At 73.5% G+C, this 15,925-nt stretch carries 12 protein-coding genes; 5 read left to right on the forward strand and 7 right to left on the reverse strand.

The features are described 5' to 3' along the window. Positions 1-21 precede the first annotated feature (21 nt). The 3 genes from ACGFYQ_RS15405 (at position 22) to ACGFYQ_RS15415 (ending at position 3,019) form a co-directional block, all read left to right on the forward strand. The gene (locus tag ACGFYQ_RS15405; RefSeq protein WP_393743911.1) at positions 22-1,002 is read left to right on the forward strand and encodes a hypothetical protein; all 981 of its coding nucleotides are present in this window, start codon (positions 22-24) and stop codon (positions 1,000-1,002) included. Between the two features lie 369 nt (positions 1,003-1,371). Next, on the forward strand, positions 1,372-1,611 hold the full coding sequence (locus ACGFYQ_RS15410; protein WP_393743913.1) for a hypothetical protein: 240 nt from the start codon (positions 1,372-1,374) through the stop codon (positions 1,609-1,611). A gap of 358 nt (positions 1,612-1,969) precedes the next feature. After that, complete coding sequence (locus ACGFYQ_RS15415) at positions 1,970-3,019, forward strand: lytic polysaccharide monooxygenase (RefSeq protein ID WP_393743915.1); 1,050 nt, start codon at positions 1,970-1,972, stop codon at positions 3,017-3,019. Positions 3,020-3,073: 54 nt separating this feature from the next. Here ACGFYQ_RS15415 and ACGFYQ_RS15420 read toward each other — a convergent pair whose 3' ends face one another. The 3 genes from ACGFYQ_RS15420 to ACGFYQ_RS15430 form a co-directional block, all read right to left on the reverse strand. Next, entirely contained in the window at positions 3,074-3,934 is an 861-nt protein-coding gene (locus ACGFYQ_RS15420) for an esterase/lipase family protein (protein WP_393743917.1), read from the reverse strand. A gap of 180 nt (positions 3,935-4,114) precedes the next feature. Next, the gene (locus tag ACGFYQ_RS15425; protein ID WP_393743919.1) at positions 4,115-5,161 is read right to left on the reverse strand and encodes a hypothetical protein; all 1,047 of its coding nucleotides are present in this window, start codon (positions 5,159-5,161) and stop codon (positions 4,115-4,117) included. After that, entirely contained in the window at positions 5,158-8,682 is a 3,525-nt protein-coding gene (locus tag ACGFYQ_RS15430; protein WP_393743921.1) for a DNA polymerase III subunit alpha, read from the reverse strand. The genes ACGFYQ_RS15425 and ACGFYQ_RS15430 overlap by 4 nt, the downstream gene beginning before the upstream one ends. A gap of 226 nt (positions 8,683-8,908) precedes the next feature. Here ACGFYQ_RS15430 and ACGFYQ_RS15435 point away from each other — a divergent pair, with 226 nt between their 5' ends. Continuing rightward, positions 8,909-10,027, forward strand: coding sequence for a DUF3533 domain-containing protein (locus ACGFYQ_RS15435; RefSeq protein WP_393743923.1), 1,119 nt, complete (start codon positions 8,909-8,911; stop codon positions 10,025-10,027). Positions 10,028-10,330: 303 nt separating this feature from the next. On the opposite strand, the gene ACGFYQ_RS15440 is transcribed toward ACGFYQ_RS15435, so the two are convergent. Continuing rightward, entirely contained in the window at positions 10,331-11,980 is a 1,650-nt protein-coding gene (locus ACGFYQ_RS15440; protein ID WP_393743925.1) for an amidohydrolase, read from the reverse strand. Positions 11,981-12,042: 62 nt separating this feature from the next. Continuing rightward, positions 12,043-13,434, reverse strand: a complete 1,392-nt coding sequence (locus tag ACGFYQ_RS15445; protein WP_393743927.1) for a purine-cytosine permease family protein — start codon at positions 13,432-13,434, stop codon at positions 12,043-12,045. Positions 13,435-13,698: 264 nt separating this feature from the next. Here ACGFYQ_RS15445 and ACGFYQ_RS15450 point away from each other — a divergent pair, with 264 nt between their 5' ends. Then, entirely contained in the window at positions 13,699-14,253 is a 555-nt protein-coding gene (locus ACGFYQ_RS15450) for a TetR/AcrR family transcriptional regulator (RefSeq protein WP_393743929.1), read from the forward strand. Between the two features lie 209 nt (positions 14,254-14,462). Here the strand turns inward: ACGFYQ_RS15450 and ACGFYQ_RS15455 are convergent, their stop codons facing one another. Further along, entirely contained in the window at positions 14,463-15,347 is an 885-nt protein-coding gene (locus ACGFYQ_RS15455) for a S1 family peptidase (RefSeq protein WP_393743931.1), read from the reverse strand. Positions 15,348-15,480: 133 nt separating this feature from the next. Next, positions 15,481-15,924 (reverse strand): DUF1684 domain-containing protein, encoded by a 444-nt coding sequence (locus ACGFYQ_RS15460; RefSeq protein WP_393743933.1) that lies wholly within the window; start codon positions 15,922-15,924, stop codon positions 15,481-15,483. Position 15,925: the final 1 nt, after the last annotated feature.

Here is a 15,925-nt window from a genome sequence, read left to right on the forward strand (position 1 = left end):
ACGGAGACAGGAGAATGACGGATGCTCGAGCAAGCACGCCGGTGGGCGACGACGGCGACGGTGGCGGCAGCGGCGGGGGCGGTCGGCCTGGTCGGGGCGATCCCGGCCACGGCCGCCGGCACGGACACCGGCGACGACCGTCCCACGGTGGTGAACTGCTTCCACAACCCGCTGGCCCTGCAGCCCGCGATCGACAGCGCCGCCCCCGGGGACACGCTGCTGGTGAAGGGGACCTGCGTCGGCCCCTTCACCTTCTCCGTCGACAACAACCTGACCGTGACCGGTCAGAAGTACTCGACCCTGAACGGCAACCGGGACGGCTCGACCGTCACCGTCGCGCCGGGCGTCCGGGTGCGGCTGTCCCACCTGACCATCGTCAACGGCACCGGTACCGTCACCGAGCCCGACGCCGCCATCCCCGGCCCCATCGGCGGCGGCATTCTCAACCGCGGCACGCTGACGCTGACCGAGTCCACGGTGGCCGGCAACCAGGCCAACAACGGCGGCGGCATCCTCAACGAGGCCGGCGCCACCCTGAACCTGATCCGCTCGGTGGTGCGCCACAACACCGCGACGGACAGCGGCGGCGGCATCCGCAACCAGGGCACGCTGTCGCTCTCCGAATCCACGCTGAACGACAACAGCGCCGCCAACGGCGGCGGCCTCGCCAACTTCGGCTCTGCGACGCTGACCCGCTCCAAGGTGCGCGACAACTGGGCCGACAACGGCGCCGGCATCATCAACGCCAACGCGCTGACGCTGAACCACACCAAGGTGACCCGCAACACGGCCTCCGAACAGGGCGGCGGCATCCGCACGGACGGCGGCACCGTGAACCTGACCGATTCCGAGGTACGCCGCAACACCGCGAACGGCGGCATCGGCAGCGGCGGCGGCATCCGCAACAACGACGGCACGGTGACGCTGGACCGCACCACGGTGCGCGACAACCGCCCGGACAACTGCGCCCCGCCCGGCAGCGTCCCCGGCTGCACGGGCTGACCTCCCCGTACCTCCTCGCACGTCCGCGTTTCCTGAGCGGCTTCTTGCCCCTGCCTCAAGCGGACCGTAACGAGCACGCATCCTCTGTTCGGTCCGTTTCGGCAGGTCAACGACGCCGCAGGCGCCCCCCTGTTTGGCTCCTGGGAGCCGAACAGGGGGGCCACCGCATTCCCCGAGAAGATCTCGTCCATGGCCTCAGTGCCCTCGGCCATGACGGGTCGTAGCTGCTTTCGGCATCGACCGACCCCTCTCGGCCGGCGGCTCCGGCCTCGGCCGGCTGCGGGTTTCGCCCGCTGCCAAGTGCCTCGCCGCGCTGCGGATCTGCGCGCTCGGGGTGCCGGACCAGCCACGACCCCACAGGCTGGAGGCATGGACCATGCGCCGATCCTCGTACACCGGATCTCCCCGACGGGCGGCCGACGGGTCGTGATCCGTATCCGCGGCGTCGACACCGTCCTCGGCGTCGCCCATTCCGATGCGGACCTGATCGAGTTCCTGCGGCGCCTCGACCTGCCCGACCCGGAGGAACTCGTCCTCGGCAACTCACCGGCCATCGCTTGGCAAGGCGGACAGCCCCACGTGTACGCGGTCGAGGCAGACGAACCCTGAGGAGCCGGCATCAGCGGCGACCTCGTGATAGGCGGCCTGCCGGCTCTCGGCGCCTTCGGCCGCGCCGCCAAAGCCCGAGCTCAGACCACGAAGGCGCGCCCTCGGCGCCACTAGGGCGGTGGGCGAACGGGCTTCGTCACCCCGTTTCCTGAGCGGCTTCTTACCCCTGCCTTAAGCGGATCCTAAGGATCCTCTCCAGGGGGCCGAACCCGGGGGAACCCGCGGTTCGGGGGGCTAGCTTGGCTGAGCCAGGACAGGAAGGGCCCGATGTGGCGCCGCCGGGGGGCGGCGCCACGCCACGGGCCCGATTCCGATTCCGCTGGCGCACCCCTGCCTTGCGCCCGAAGGAGATCCACCCATGCCCGCACGCCGCACCGCCGTCCGTATCGCCGCTGCCGGCCTCGCCCCGCTCGCGGTGGCCGCGTACGCCGCCGCTCCCGCGGCCGCCCACGGCTCGATGACGGACCCGGTCAGCCGGGTGGCGGCCTGCTACGCGGAGGGGCCGGAGTCCCCACGGTCCGCGGCGTGCAAGGCCGCGGTCGCGGCGAGCGGGGCGCAGGCGTTCTACGACTGGAACGCGGTGAACATCGCCAACGCGGCGGGGAACCACCGGGCGTTGATCCCGAACGGCCAGCTGTGCTCCGCCGGCAACGACAAGTACCAGGGCCTGGACCTGGCGCGCGCCGACTGGCCGGCGAGCCCGATGACGGCGGGCGCGCACACCTTCCGCTACAAGGGGACCGCACCCCACAAGGGTTCCTTCGAGCTGTACGTGACGAAGGACGGGTACGACCCGGCGAAACCGTTGAAGTGGTCCGACCTGGAGCCCGCGCCGTTCGCGAAGGCCACCGACCCCGGAATGCAGAACGGCGACTACGTCTTCTCCGGCACGGTCCCCAACAAGTCCGGCCGCCACCTGATCTACAGCATCTGGCAGCGCTCGGACAGCCCGGAGGCCTTCTACACCTGCTCGGACGTGGTCTTCGGCAAGGACAGCGGCGGCGGTTCGGACTCCAAGCCGAGCACCGGGCCGAGCACCGGGCCCAGCACCGGGTCCAGCACCGGGTCCAGCACCGGGCCCAGCTCCAAGCCGAGCACGAAGCCCGGCGCGAGTGCGAGTGCGAGTTCCGCGCCCTCGGCCCCGACGGACCAGCAGATCGCCGACGGCGCGGACAAGTCCACGGTGGAGCACGGCGGCCACGGCGACAACGACCCGAAGACGAACGGGCAGGCCGCCGCCGCCCCGGTCCCGTCGCAGTCCGCGCAGAACCGCAACCTCGCCGAGACGGGCGGCAGCAGCGCCACCCCGACGATCGCGATCGCCGGGGCCGGCGTCCTGGCCGTCGGCGCCGCCGTACTGTTCGCGGTGGCCCGCCGCCGTACGACCGGGGGCACCTCCCAGCGGTAGCCGGGGAAGGTCGGCGCGGCCGCTGGTTCACGACCCGGGCCGCCTGCGCTTCGGTCAGTCGAAGACCGACGCGCAGGTGGTCCGTTCGGCGTGTGCCGGGTCGAGGGCGTTCAGCGCCTCGTGCCAGGCGATCCGGTCCGTGAGACCGATGGCGACGTGCTCCGAGAGGTCCAGGACGCACAGGTCCTGGAGTACGACGTTCTTCACGTTCGGTCCGTCCAGGAACCCGCTCCGGTACGGCGTGACCACCTCGTCGTACTTGGTCGCGATCACCGTGTACTTCACCCCGGGCACGGTGTCCCCGCCCTCGTTCAGCTTGTTCTGGAAGGCGGATCCGGCGATCTGGTCGGCGAGGCCCGGGGTCGTGCTGCTGATCAGGTCCTCGGCCCCGGGGAAGTACGGAAGCAGTTGGGTGAGGCCGAGCAGTGTGGTGCCGTGGTTGTCGGGGGCCAGCCCGACGAGCGCGTTGACCTTGGCCGCGCCGCCGAGGAACTTCAGGTAGTAGCGCGGCATCATGCCGCCCTGTGAGTGCCCGATGATGTCGGTCTTGGCGGAGCCGGTGGCGGCGAGCACCTTGTCGACGAAGACGTCGAGCTGGCCGGCGGACTTGTCGATGGGTCCGAGCCCGTTGAAGAAGGGCACGCCGGGCAGCTGCCCGTAGTCGAGCGAGTAGACGCAGTACCCGCGGTGCACGAGGTACGGCGCGAGGCCGAGCCAGTTGTCGACGGAGTTGCCGAAGGTGCCGTGCACGAGCACGACGGGGCGCGGATGCGCGGCGGACGGCTTGCAGGACCAGTTGTTCCATCCGCTGCTGGGTGCGGACGCCGCCTGCGCTGCGCCGGTGGGGACGACGAGCGTGGCGGCGGTGAGGGCGAGGACGGCCAGCGGGCGGAGCAGGCGTCTCCAGGGCAGCATCGTGTGATCTCCTTGCGGCTCGACTCAAGGGGATGGAGCGTGGGGGTTCGTCCCGTGATCCGGATCACAAGGGGGCGCTGCTGCCGCCAAATTACGGGTGAGTAGCAACACAGGGAAGTTACGCGTCGGTAAAAACTCGCGTGTCGTCCGATCCTCTGCCGGTATGCCGCCGGCACCCCGTCACGCCGCGAGCGTGCCGCGGGCGATGGCGTGCGGCCCGAAGCGGGCGCGCACCCGGTCCGTCACGGCTTCCAGGCGGCGGGCCTTCTCGTCCTCGGGGTCCAGACTGAGCTGCCGCGTGGCCCGTTCGGCCGGGGTCAGGTCCTCGGCGCGCAGGGACAGCGCGCGGACCCGGGCCCGCTGCAGGCCCAGCCCGGCGTACAGGGCGTAGGCCGTGGCGGTCAGGACGGCGGAGTGCGCGGTGGGTTCGGCCAGGGTGCGGGTCCGGGTGAGCGTGGTGCGGTCGGCGCAGCGGACGGTGAGCGAGAGCGTGCGGCAGACCTGTCCCGCGCCCTGTTCTTGTGTACGAAGGGGAGTGCGGAGGGGAGCACGGAGGGGAGTACGGAGCTTCGCGCCGAGCTCCTCCGTCAGCGAGAGCAGAGCCCGCCGGTGCCGTACGGGGTCCAGCTCGTCCCGTTCGAAGGTCCGCTCCGCGGCGATGGCGCGGGCTGCCGCGCCCGGCCGGACGGGGGTCCGGTCGATCCCGAGGGCGCGCTCCTGCACCTCGCGGCCGAGCCGGGCGCCGAGGATCCGCCGCAGGGCGGCGGGCGGGGCGGCGGCGACCCGGCCGACGGAGTCGAGTCCGTAGGAGCACAGGGTGCGGGCGGCCTTGGGGCCGACCCCGTCGAGGGCGGTGACGGGCTTACGGGCCAGGAACTCCCGTACGGCTACGGGCTCGTCGGGGATCACCAGGGTCGCCCCGGGCCGGGCCTCGCGAGCCGCCGCCCGGGCCAGCATGGGGTTGCCGGCCACGCCGACGGCGGCGTCCACGCCGTGCAGGGCGAGGGCCCGGACCCGGATCACGGCGGCCAGCCCGGCGGCGTCGCAGCCGAAGTACCGCAGCGCGGCCCGGACATCGGCGAGGGCCGCGTCGGGCGGCAGGGCCTGCACGGCCGGGGTGATCCCGCCGAGCAGCGCGAGCACCCCGGCGTACGCGTCCGCCCCGAGCGGACCGCCGTCGGCGGGGTGCAGCCGCAGGCACATCACGGTGCTCATACCGGTGCTCATCCCGCGCTCCCCGGGCTGGAGTGCCACAGCTTGCGTCCGGTCGCGGGGCCGGTGCCCGGCGGCTGGAGGTCGGCCCAGGGGTTCATCTCGTACCCCGTGGACAACTGGATGCGGCGGCCGGAGTCCGAGGGCCCGGACGCGGTGGGCAGCGGCTCCGCCAGCCGTGCCGCGACCGCGTCCAGCCCGCCGGCGGCCCGCAGTTCCACCAGCTCGGCCAGGTTCCAGGCCGCCGCCCCGACCACGCTCAGGCTCTGCGGGCCCCGCCGCTGCACGACGCCCCGTACCAGCAGCAGGAAGGAGTGGAAGACGGTGTGCGCGCAGGCCTCGTGGCTGTCGTCGAAGAAGGCCAGGTCGACCAGGCCCGTCCCGTCGTCCAGCGTGGTGAAGATGACCCGCTTCCCGGACCGGATCGGCGGGGTCTGGGTGGCCGCCTTGGCACCCGCGACCAGGACCGTCTGCCCGTGCCCGGCGTCCCGCAGCCGCCGCGCCGGGATCACCCCGAGCTCTGCCAGGAAGGCGTGGTGGTCCGCCATCAGGTGCCGCGAGGCGTCCATGCCGAGGACGCCCAGCTCGGCGCTGAGCCGTTCCGCGTCGGTCAGGTCGGGCAGCCCGACGGAGGCCGTGGACCGGCCGCCTTCCAAGGGGAGTTGAGGTCCGCGTACGCCGGCCGCCCGCTGCGCGCCGTGCAGTTCGGTCAAGTGCAGCAGCAGGTCGCGCCGGTTGGCACCGAAGGCGTCCAACGCCCCGACCTGCGCGAGGCGTTCGGCCACCGGTCGGCCCGGGTGCGCCCGGTCCCAGAAGTCGCGCAGGGAGGCGTACGGCTGTCCGGCCTCGATCCGGCCCGCCTCGGCCCCGCTGATGCCGTGGACGTCGGACAGCCCGAGCCGCAGCCCCCACACCCCAGACACATCGGACACCAGTTCGATACGGTGGGCGGCCGCCGACCGGTTCACGTCCAGCGGCAGCACCGGCACGCCCCGCCGCCGCGCGTCCGCCAGCAGCAGCCGCTTCGGGTACATCCCCGGATCGTGGGTCAGCAGCCCGGCGTAGAAGGCCGCCGGGTGGTGCGCCTTCAGCCACGCGGACTGGTACGTGGGCACCGCGAAGGCCACGGCGTGCGCCTTGCAGAATCCGTAGCTGCCGAAGGCCTCCACGATCTCCCAGGTCCGGCCGATCACCTCCACCGGATAGCCGCGCTCGCCCGCCTTCGCCGCGAACCAGACCTTGATCCGCCCCTGCGACTGCGGGTCGGACAGCCCGCGCCGCACCCGGTCCGCCTCGTCCCGCCCGCAGCCGGTCATGATGTTGACGATCTCGATGATCTGCTCGTGGAAGACCACCACCCCGTACGTCTCGCGCAGCGCGTCGGCCAGGTCCGGGTGCGGGAAGCGCACCGGGGCCCGCCCGTGCCGGGCCTCGATGAACGGCCGCACCATGTCGGCGGCCACCGGCCCCGGCCGGAAGAGGGAGATGTCGACGACCAGGTCGTGGAAGGTGGCCGGCTGGAGCCGCCCCACCAGGTCCCGCTGGCCCGGGGACTCGATCTGGAAGCAGCCCAGCGTCTCGGCCGAGCGGATCAGCTCGTACGTGGCCCGGTCGCCCGGCGGCACCTGCGCCGGGTCGTCCAGGTCGAGCTCCTCCCCCGTGCCGCGCCGGATCTCCGCGACGGCGTGCGCCATCGCGGACTGCATCCGTACGCCCAGCACGTCGAGTTTGAGCAGCCCGAGGTCCTCCACGTCGTCCTTGTCGAACTGGGACATGGGGAAGCCCTCGCCGCTGGTGGGCACCACCGGCGTACGGGCGAGCAGCGAGGCGTCGGAGAGCAGCACCCCGCACGGGTGCATGGCGATCCCGCGCGGCAGCGCGTCGAGCGATTCGACGAGCTCCCACAGCCGCCCGTACGACTCCCCCCGTACGTCGCGCAGTTCGGGCAGCTCCTCCAGCGCGGCGCGGGCGTCGCGGGCGCGGATGTGCGGGAAGGCCTTGGCGAGCCGGTCGGTGACGGCCGGGTCCATGGACAGGGCGGCGCCGACGTCGCGGATGGCGTGCCGGACCCGGTAGGTCTCGGGCATGGAGACGGTGGCGACGCGCTCGGCGCCGAACCGGCCGATGATCCGCCGGTAGACCTCCAACCGGCGGGCGGACTCCACGTCGATGTCGATGTCGGGCAGGACGCGCCGGCGCTTGGACAGGAAGCGCTCCATCAGCAGGCCGTGCGCGACGGGGTCGGCGTGTGCGATGCCGAGCAGGTGGTTGACGAGGGAGCCGGCGCCGGAGCCGCGGGCGGCCACACGGATGCCCATCGCCCGTACGTCGTCCACCACTTGAGCGACCGTCAGGAAGTACGAGGCGTAGCCGTGGTGGGCGATGATGTCGAGCTCGTGGTGCATCCGCTCCCAGTACGCGGGGTCGTCGGCGTAACCGCGCAGCACCATGCCCGCCGAGGCGCGGGAGGCGAGGACCCGCTGGGCGCTGCGGTGGGCCGCGCCGACGAGGCGGGCCTCGGGGAAGTGCACGGATCCCATGCCGAGGTCGTCCTCGGGGTCCACCGCGCAGGCCTCGGCGGTACGCCGGGTCTCCGCGAGGAGGCGCCGCGCGTCGGCGGGGCGCAGGCCGGCGGCCCGGGCGATCCGGTCGGCGGCCTCGGCCATGGCGGCGGGGCCCTTGAGCCAGCGTTCGCCGCTGTCGAGGGAGGCGCGGGGGTCGATGGGGACCAGGCGGCGGGCCGCGTCGAGGATATCGGCGACCGGGCCCTGGCCGGGGTCGGCGTAGCGGACGGCGTTGGTCAGCACGGCCGGGACGCCCTGCTCGGCGGCGAAGCCGACGGTACGGGCGGCCAGCCGGAGCGAACCGGGCCCGGTGCCGGTGCGGCCGTGGTGGACGGCCTCCAGACGCAGGGAGTCGCCGAAGACCTCCCGCCAGGGCGCGAGCAGCCGGGCGGCCCGGTCGGGGCGGCCCGCGGCGAGCGCCCGCCCCGTCTCGGAGCCGGGCCCGAGCAGCACGAGGACGCCCTCGCCGCGCAGGGCGCTCCAGGGCAGCACCGGCTGCCGTCCCGCGTCCCCGTCCCCCGCATGGGCGGCGGTGACCATCCGGCACAGCTCGGCCCATCCGGCGGCCCCGTCGCGGGCGAGGAACACCGCGCGCGGAGCGGACTCGTCGATGAAGGCCCCGCCCTTGACGGGGTTGCGCCGCCGGTACGAGGCCTCGGTGGGCCCCGTCGGGCCCGCCGGCCCCGCCGCCCGGGACCCGGCCGGGCCCCCCGACCCGGCCGAGCCCGCGGCAGGGGGCCCGGCGAGCGACACGGCAGGGGAAACGGCCAGGTCCACCCCGAACAGCGGCCGGATGCCGGCCTTCACGGACGCCTTCGCGAACCGGACCGCGCCCGCCAGGGTGTCGCGGTCGGTCAGGGCGAGGGCGTCCATGCCCCGCTCGGCGGCACGCTCCGCCAGTCGTTCCGGGTGCGAGCCTCCGTAGCGCATGGAGAACCCCGAAACGGTGTGCAGATGCGTAAAACCAGGCACCCGCGGCCTCCTGCTTCGCTCGATGAACCTCCCCCCGTCTTCCACCATAGAGCAATTCGAATATCCGTGCGAAACACTTGTTCGATCAGCCGAGCCGACTGTCCGCGACTGTCCGCGACACCTGTCCGAGACGTCTGCCCGTGGCGTCCGTCCTGGTCATCCGCCTGGTCATCCATTCGGCCCACCCCTGCTGCGTCCCGCCCCCGGTACGCCGAGCGTGTGAGACATGACCCAGCCCACCCAGAGCACCGACCCAGGCCCGTCCGGCGGTTTCCTCGCCGAGCTCAAGGACGCCGTGACCACCCGGGCGGCGTTGCTGGTCCTGGGGGTGCTGGCGCTCCAGCTCGCCTTCATCACCTCGTACATCGGCGCCTTCCACCACCCGAAGCCCAGCGAGATCCCGATCGCCGTGACCGCCCCCCTCGCCCAGGTCGCCGAACGGTCCGCGGAGCAGCTCGCCGCCCTGCCCGGCAAGCCGCTCGACCCCCGTACGGCCGAGGACGAGGCCGCCGCGGTCCGTCTGATCAGGAACCGGGACGTGGACGGCGCGCTGATCATCGACCCGGCCGGCCGGACCGACCGGCTGCTGGTCGCCTCCGGCGCCGGGGCCTCCCTCTCGCAGGCCCTCGAAGCAGTGGTCGGCGCGGTCGAGAAGGCCCAGGGGCGGACCGTCCAGGTCACCGACGTGGCCCCGGCCCACGAGGGCGACAGCCGCGGCCTGAGCGCCTTCTACCTGGTCGTCGGCTGGTGCGTGGGCGGCTACCTGTGCGCCGCGATCCTCGCGATCAGCGCCGGCGCCCGGCCCGCGAACTCCGCCCGCGCCGTCATCCGGCTCGGCGCGCTGCTCGTGTACGCGATCGTCGCCGGACTGCTCGGCGCGGTCATCGCCGGCCCGGTCCTGGACGCGCTGCCCGGCTCCCTCATGGGCCTGTGGGGGCTGGGGACCCTGGTCGTCTTCGCGGTCGGTGCGATCACGCTGGCCTTCCAGGGGCTGGCGGGCGTGGTCGGCATCGGTCTCGCGATCCTGCTGGTCGTGGTGCTCGGCAATCCGAGCGCGGGCGGCGCCTACCCGTACCCGCTGCTGCCGCCGTTCTGGAGGGCCATCGGCCCGGCCCTGCCGCCGGGCGCCGGTACGTACGCCGCGCGCTCCATCACGTACTTCAGCGGCAACGGCGCGGGCGGCCCGATGCTGGTGCTGGCCGGCTGGGCGGTACTCGGTTCCGCGGTCACAGTGGCCTGCGCCGTCTTCCGCAGGGGCCGCCCGGGCGCCGCCGTGGGCAGCGGACTGCCGGACGACGCGCCCTCCGTACCCCGCTTCGCGGGCGAGAGCACGGACGCCCGGTGAACACCCCGGCCCCCGAAGACCACGCCCGCGAGCCGGGCATCTTTCAGCCCCGCCGGCGTTCTAGGCGTGGGGTCTGGGGCGGAGCCCAGGTCCTTGAGCCACGCCGACACAGCGCGGGGTCCGGGGGCGGAGCCCCAGGTCCTTGAGCCGCGCCGACGCAGCGCGGGGTCCGGGGGCGGAGCCCCAGGTCCTTGAGCCGCGCCGACGCAGCGCGGGGTCCGGGGGCGGAGCCCCAGGTCTTTCGGCCCCGCCGGCGCTTGAGGCGTGGGGCAGGGCCGCGCCCGGTGAGGCTTCGCGCAGCGGTCAGGCGCGGTGAACGACCTCGCCCGCCACCACCACCGTTTCGGCGACCGTGCCCGGGATCTGGGCCGGCGGCACGGAGAGGATGTCCCGGGACAGGACCACGAAGTCCGCCGCCTTGCCCACCGTGAGGGAACCCCGCTCCGCCTCCAGGAAGTTGGCGCGCGCCGAGCCCATCGTGTAGCCGTGCACCGCCGTCCGCACGTCCACCGTCTCGTCCGGCTGCCACGGCTCTCCCCCGCCCAGCGGGCGCCGCGTCACCGCCGTGTAGATGCCGATCATCGGATCCATCTCGGCCACGTTCCAGTCGCTGGAGAACGCCAGCACGGCCCCCGCCCCGTGCAGGCTCCGCATCGGCCACGCCTTGTGCCAGCGGTCCTCGCCCACGTTGCGCGCCCAGTCCTGGCCGGGGCCCGCGATCTCCGGCGCGCAGTGCCTCGGCTGCATGCAGGCGACCACGCCCAGCTCCGCGAAGCGCGGTACGTCCGCCGGATCCAGGCACTCCACGTGCACCACCTGGTGCCGGGCGTCGCGCGGGCCGTTCACCGCCCGCGCGCGCTCCACCGCGTCCAGGACGGTCCGGATGCCCCGGTCGCCCGTGGCGTGCACGAAGCACTGGAAGCCCCGCGCGTCCAGCTCCGTGAGCAGTTCCGCGAACTCCTCGGGCGGGTAGAAGGTCTCGCCCCGATGCGCCCCGCACCCCGCGTACGGCTCCAGCAGCGCGGCCGTCCGCGGTTCCACCACGTCGTCGATGTACAGCTTGAGCGGGCCCACCCGCAGCCGGTCCCCCGCGTACCTCCGGGCGGCTTCGGCGAACGCGTCCAGGTCGGCCCCGCTCGTGCCGCGCGGGTGGAACAGCGCCGCGACGATCCGCGAGCGCAGCCGCCCCTCCGCCCGGGCCCGTTCGTAGAGCTCCAGGTCGTCGAGGGAGTTCTGCGGCTCCACCACCGTGGTGATGCCGAAGCCGATCGCGTCGTCGAGGCTCTTCGCGAGCCGTCCGTACTGCCGGTCCGGCGAGGCCCACGGCACGCCCAGCTCGCGCAGGGCCCGGTGGCCGTCCCGCGAGAGCCCCTTGACCGCGAAGTCCTTGACGAATCCGGTGGGTTCGCCGGTCCGCGGGTCCACCGCCGCCGTGCCGAAGGGCAGGTCCGTACGGTCCCGGGTGACACCGAGGCGCCGCATGGCCGCCGTGTTCAGCCAGGCCGTGTGGACGTCGTACGAGAGCACGAGGGCGGGGATGTCCCCGGTGACCGGGTCCAGGTCGGCGGCGTCCGGCATCCGTCCGCCGGGGATGGCGGAGTAGTCGAAGGCCTCGGCCTCGATCCACTCGGCGTCCGGGTGGGCCTCCCTCCAGGCCAGGATCCGCGCGTGGATGCCCTCCAGGCTGCGCACCCCGGCGAGTTGCACGCAGGCGTCGTCGGAACCGAGCCGGACGTGGTTGTGCGCGTCGATGAAGCCGGGCAGCACCAGCTTCCCACCCGCGTCGATCCGCTCGGTGTCCGGTCCGGCCCAGGCGGCGGCGTCGCGGTCCTGGCCGACCCAGACGATCACCCCGTCGTGGACGGCGAGGGCTTCGGCCTCGGGCAGCCGCGGGTCCACGGTGTGGATCCGGGCTCCGGTGAGCAGCAGGTCGGCGGGGAAGGGGCGTGCCATGTGAGGGTGCTCCGTTGCGTAGGGCGTGTGCGTGGGCGTTCGCGTGGGCATCGGCGTTGTGTTCAGGCGGCGGCCGGGACGTGCGCCGGGACGCGGCGTACGAGGGCCCAGTACGTGAGCGCGGAGACGGCCGAGCCGAGCAGGGTGAGGTCGGCGCCGCCGAGCGGCGCCACCAGCGGCCCGGTCCACAGCTCGGAGTCGCAGGTGAGGGCCGCGAAGACGATGCCGGCGAGCAGCGCGGCCACCCCGGCCGGGTGGTAGCCGGCGCGGTACCAGTACGCGCCCTCGCGCCCGGTGTGCAGCGCGTCGGCGTCGTAGCGGCAGCGGCGCAGCAGCATGTCGGCGAGGAACACCCCGCCCCAGGGCGCGAACACGATGATCAGGAGGGAGAGGAAGGAGAGCAGGGAGGTGGTGAAGTCGGTGAGGAACAGGGCGGCCAGCGAGCCCGCGGCGGTGACGGCGGCGCTGATCACGATGGCCCGGGCGCGGCTCCAGGGGATGCCGAGGACCTGGAGGTTCAGGCTGGAGGAGTAGAGGGTGATGATCGAGTTGGTGACCGAGCCGCCGAGTACGAGGGCCAGGAACAGCGGCTGGAACCAGCCGGGCAGCAGGCTCTCGGCCCCGGCGACCGCGTCGGTCATGTCGGTCTGCGTGGCGGCGGCCACGCCCGCGACGCCGAGGGCCACGGAGGAGACGAATCCGCCGAGGGCACCCATCCAGGTGATCGACCTGAGCGAGGTGGTCCGGGGCAGGTAGCGGGTGTAGTCGGCGGGCATCGGCAGGTACGAGAACGGCCCGGCGAGCATGACGACGAACGCCAGGCTCCAGCCGGACAGCCCGGGGGCGGCGGCCGGGGCGGCGGTGTCGGCGCCGGGCAGGACGAAGACCAGCAGCACGCCGAAGCCGGCGGCGAGGACGTAGGCCATCCAGCGTTCGGCGAACTGCACGGTGGCGTGGCCCCACATCGCGACGGCGAAGGTCAACGCGAGGGTGATGCCGAGTGCGAGGCCGCGTACCGCCCGCCCCCCGCCCAGGCCGACTTCGGCGAAGAAGACCTCCAGAGCGAGGGTGCCGACCACGGTGTTGACGATGGTGTAGCCGATGCTCACCACCCAGTTGAGGACGCCGGCCGGGAAGTTGCCGCGGTGGCCGAAGGCGGCGCGGGAGATGACCAGGGTGGCGGTGCCGGTGCGGATGCCGCCGAGTCCGGCGGCGCTGACGGCGAAGAAGGACAGTCCGCTGATCACGACCACGGCGGTGGCCTGCCAGAAGGAGAGTCCGAATGCGACGGCGAGGGCGCCGTTGATCACGTAGGTGAAGGTGAGGTTGGAGCCGAACCAGAGCCAGAAGAGGTCCTTGGCGCTGCCGTGGCGTTCGGCGTCGGGGATGGGGTCGATCCCGTGGGTCTCGACCCGGAACACCTCGTCGACGTCGACTGTCTCCTGCTGCGTCATACGCACCCCTGATCTTGAACGCCGTTCTAGGTTCTTGAATGGCATTCAAGATGAGGGCCACACCCCGCCCGCGTCAAGACCCTGCCCGGGATAAGGTCGGGCCAGGTGAGACGGAGGGCGGGACCGGTGGCGGGAGCGGGAGCGGTGGCGGGAGCCGGAGCTGGAGCCGGAGCTGGAGCTGGAGCCGGAGCTGGAGCCGGAGCTGGAGCCGGAGCTGGAGCTGGAGCGGCCCGGCGGCGCGACGGGCGGATCGCCCAGGAGCGGATGCTCGAAGAGGCCATGGCGGCGATCGCCGAGGACGGGCTGGCCGCGCTCACCATGTCCGCGCTGGCCGAGCGGCTCGGCACCAGCGGCGGCCACATCCTGTACTACTTCGGCAGCAAGGACCGGCTCCTCCTGGCGGCCCTGCGCTGGAGCGAGGACCTGCTCACCGGCGAGCGCCGGGCCCTGCTCGGCCGCCGGGTGACGGCCGCCCGCAAGCTCGACCTGTTCCTGGAGCTCTACCTCCCCCAGGGCCCGCGCGACCCGCGCTGGACGCTGTGGATCGAGCTGTGGGCCCGTACCGCCTCGAACGAGCCGCTCAAGGCGGCCCAGGAGGAGATCGACGAGGGCTGGCAGCGGGACCTGGAAGCACTGCTGGCCAAGGGCGTGGAGCAGGGCCGCTTCGCGGCCGTGGACGTGCCCGCCCGGGCCTCGGAGCTGCTCGCCCTGCTGGACGGGCTGAGCACCCGGGTGGTGCTGGGCCAGCGCGGCGCGGACCGCGCCCACGCCCTGGAGCGGGCCCGCTCGGCGGCGGCCCTGCTCGTCCCCCGTACGTAGCGCGCGAGCCCGCCCCGGCCCGAACGGCACGAGACCGGGACACCCAGGGTCGGCCACTTCGCGGCGCAGTGCGCGTCGACGTACGCCCTGGAGTGCTTCGCGACCGCGACGCGTCCTCGTTCCACCAAAAATGAGCCCCCGCCCGGCAGTTCGGGCAGGGGCTCACGATCGTGCCGCGGGCCTGGCGGACGTCCTGCCCGCCGGCCGGGTCAGTACACGCTGACCCCGTAGGCGTTGAGGGCCTCGACCACGGGCTGGAAGTACGTGGTCCCGCCCGACGAGCAGTTGCCGCTGCCGCCGGAGGTGAGGCCGACCGCGCGGGTGCCCGAGTAGAGGGGGCCGCCGCTGTCGCCGGGTTCGGCGCAGACGTTGGTCTTGATCATGCCGTAGACGATGTCGCCGCCGCCGTAGTTGACGGTGGCGTTGAGGCCGGTCACCGTGCCGCTGTGGGTGCCGGTGGTGGAGCCGCGCCGGGTCACGGACATGCCGTTCGTGGCGTTGACGGCGCTGGTGATGTCCTGGCTGCCGACGGTGCCGGGGTGGGCGAGCGAGGTGTTGTCGTAGCGGATGAGGCCGTAGTCGTTGGTGGGGAAGCTGGAGCCCACGGTCGCGCCGATCGTGGTGGTGTGGGAGGAGTTGGTCCACCAGGTGCCCGCGCCGTCGGTACAGTGCCCGGCGGTGAGGATGTAGTAGGTGCTTCCGCTGCGCACGTTGAAGCCGAGCGAGCAGCGCCAGCTCGACGCGTAGATCGCGTCACCGCCGGAGATCAGCTTGGTCAGCTTGCCCGGGGTGCGCTCGATGCGCAGGGCCCCGGCGTCGGCTCCGGCCTCGCGCTTGATTCTCGCGAGGTCGGCGGCGGAGACGGTGGAGTCGGCGGTGACCACGAGTGTTCCGGTGGCGGGGTCGGTGTGCCAGGCGGTGCCCGCGACGTCGGCGCGCAGGACGGAGGCGCCGGCCGAGGCCAGCCGGGCGGGGCTGTACCCGCCGTCCTGTGGGTCCGCGTTCGCCACGGTGGGGGCGGCGAGCGCTGCGACGGCGGCCAGGCCGGTGGCCACCGCGAGCAGCCTGGTACGGGTGATGCTCTTGATCCTCACTTCTCGTCCTCCGAGAGGGTCGGGGGCCCGGCGTTCGTGGGGTTGCCGGAGCCCGTGAGGCGCAGTCGGGGCACGGGGGAGTGCACGCTTTTGCGCCGTGTCCCTGACAAGCACTGTCGGGAGTGTGGGGGCGTCAGTTACCGGTCGCAAGGGCGCCTTTCAGCCGCCGCTCGCCCGCCGCCACTGCGAAGGGCGGCGTGTTCCCGGGGGGCGGGAAGGGGCAGATGAAGCGGTCGGCGAAGGCGCGGGGCGGCAGCACGGCGCGGTCGAGGCCGACCGTGGCCGAGCCCGCGTGCCCGCCCGTCAGCGAGGCGAGTGCCGCGTCACCGGTGGAGGGCTCGCCGTCGGGGCGGACGGAGTCCTCCGCGGCGGCGCTCTCCACCACCCCGGCGCCGCCCGCGCGCCGACTACCCGGAACGGCCGGAATTCGCCCTTCCGGGTGGTCGGCCGGCCCGGCGGAGTCCGGGGGGAGGGCGCCGGTCAGCGCGAGGGGTCCGTAGGGGGCGGACACGGCGGCCGCCCGGCGCTCTTGCCGTTTCCGCCGGTCGGCGGGCGGATCGTCTGCGTCATCGCTCATC

It is taken from the genome of Streptomyces sp. NPDC048258 (genome assembly GCF_043201995.1).
Taxonomy (GTDB): domain Bacteria; phylum Actinomycetota; class Actinomycetes; order Streptomycetales; family Streptomycetaceae; genus Streptomyces.

Excerpts from the sequence above, each read along its gene's own strand:
- ACGFYQ_RS15445 (WP_393743927.1), bottom strand. The coding sequence starts at position 13,434 with ATGACGCAGCAGGAGACAGTCGACGTCGACGAGGTGTTCCGGGTCGAG.
- ACGFYQ_RS15435 (WP_393743923.1), top strand. The coding sequence starts at position 8,909 with ATGACCCAGCCCACCCAGAGCACCGACCCAGGCCCGTCCGGCGGTTTC.
- ACGFYQ_RS15440 (WP_393743925.1), bottom strand. The coding sequence starts at position 11,980 with ATGGCACGCCCCTTCCCCGCCGACCTGCTGCTCACCGGAGCCCGGATC.
- ACGFYQ_RS15425 (WP_393743919.1), bottom strand. The coding sequence starts at position 5,161 with ATGAGCACCGGTATGAGCACCGTGATGTGCCTGCGGCTGCACCCCGCC.
- ACGFYQ_RS15450 (WP_393743929.1), top strand. The coding sequence starts at position 13,699 with ATGCTCGAAGAGGCCATGGCGGCGATCGCCGAGGACGGGCTGGCCGCG.
- ACGFYQ_RS15410 (WP_393743913.1), top strand. The coding sequence starts at position 1,372 with ATGGACCATGCGCCGATCCTCGTACACCGGATCTCCCCGACGGGCGGC.
- ACGFYQ_RS15420 (WP_393743917.1), bottom strand. The coding sequence starts at position 3,934 with ATGCTGCCCTGGAGACGCCTGCTCCGCCCGCTGGCCGTCCTCGCCCTC.
- ACGFYQ_RS15460 (WP_393743933.1), bottom strand. The coding sequence starts at position 15,924 with ATGAGCGATGACGCAGACGATCCGCCCGCCGACCGGCGGAAACGGCAA.
- ACGFYQ_RS15415 (WP_393743915.1), top strand. The coding sequence starts at position 1,970 with ATGCCCGCACGCCGCACCGCCGTCCGTATCGCCGCTGCCGGCCTCGCC.
- ACGFYQ_RS15405 (WP_393743911.1), top strand. The coding sequence starts at position 22 with ATGCTCGAGCAAGCACGCCGGTGGGCGACGACGGCGACGGTGGCGGCA.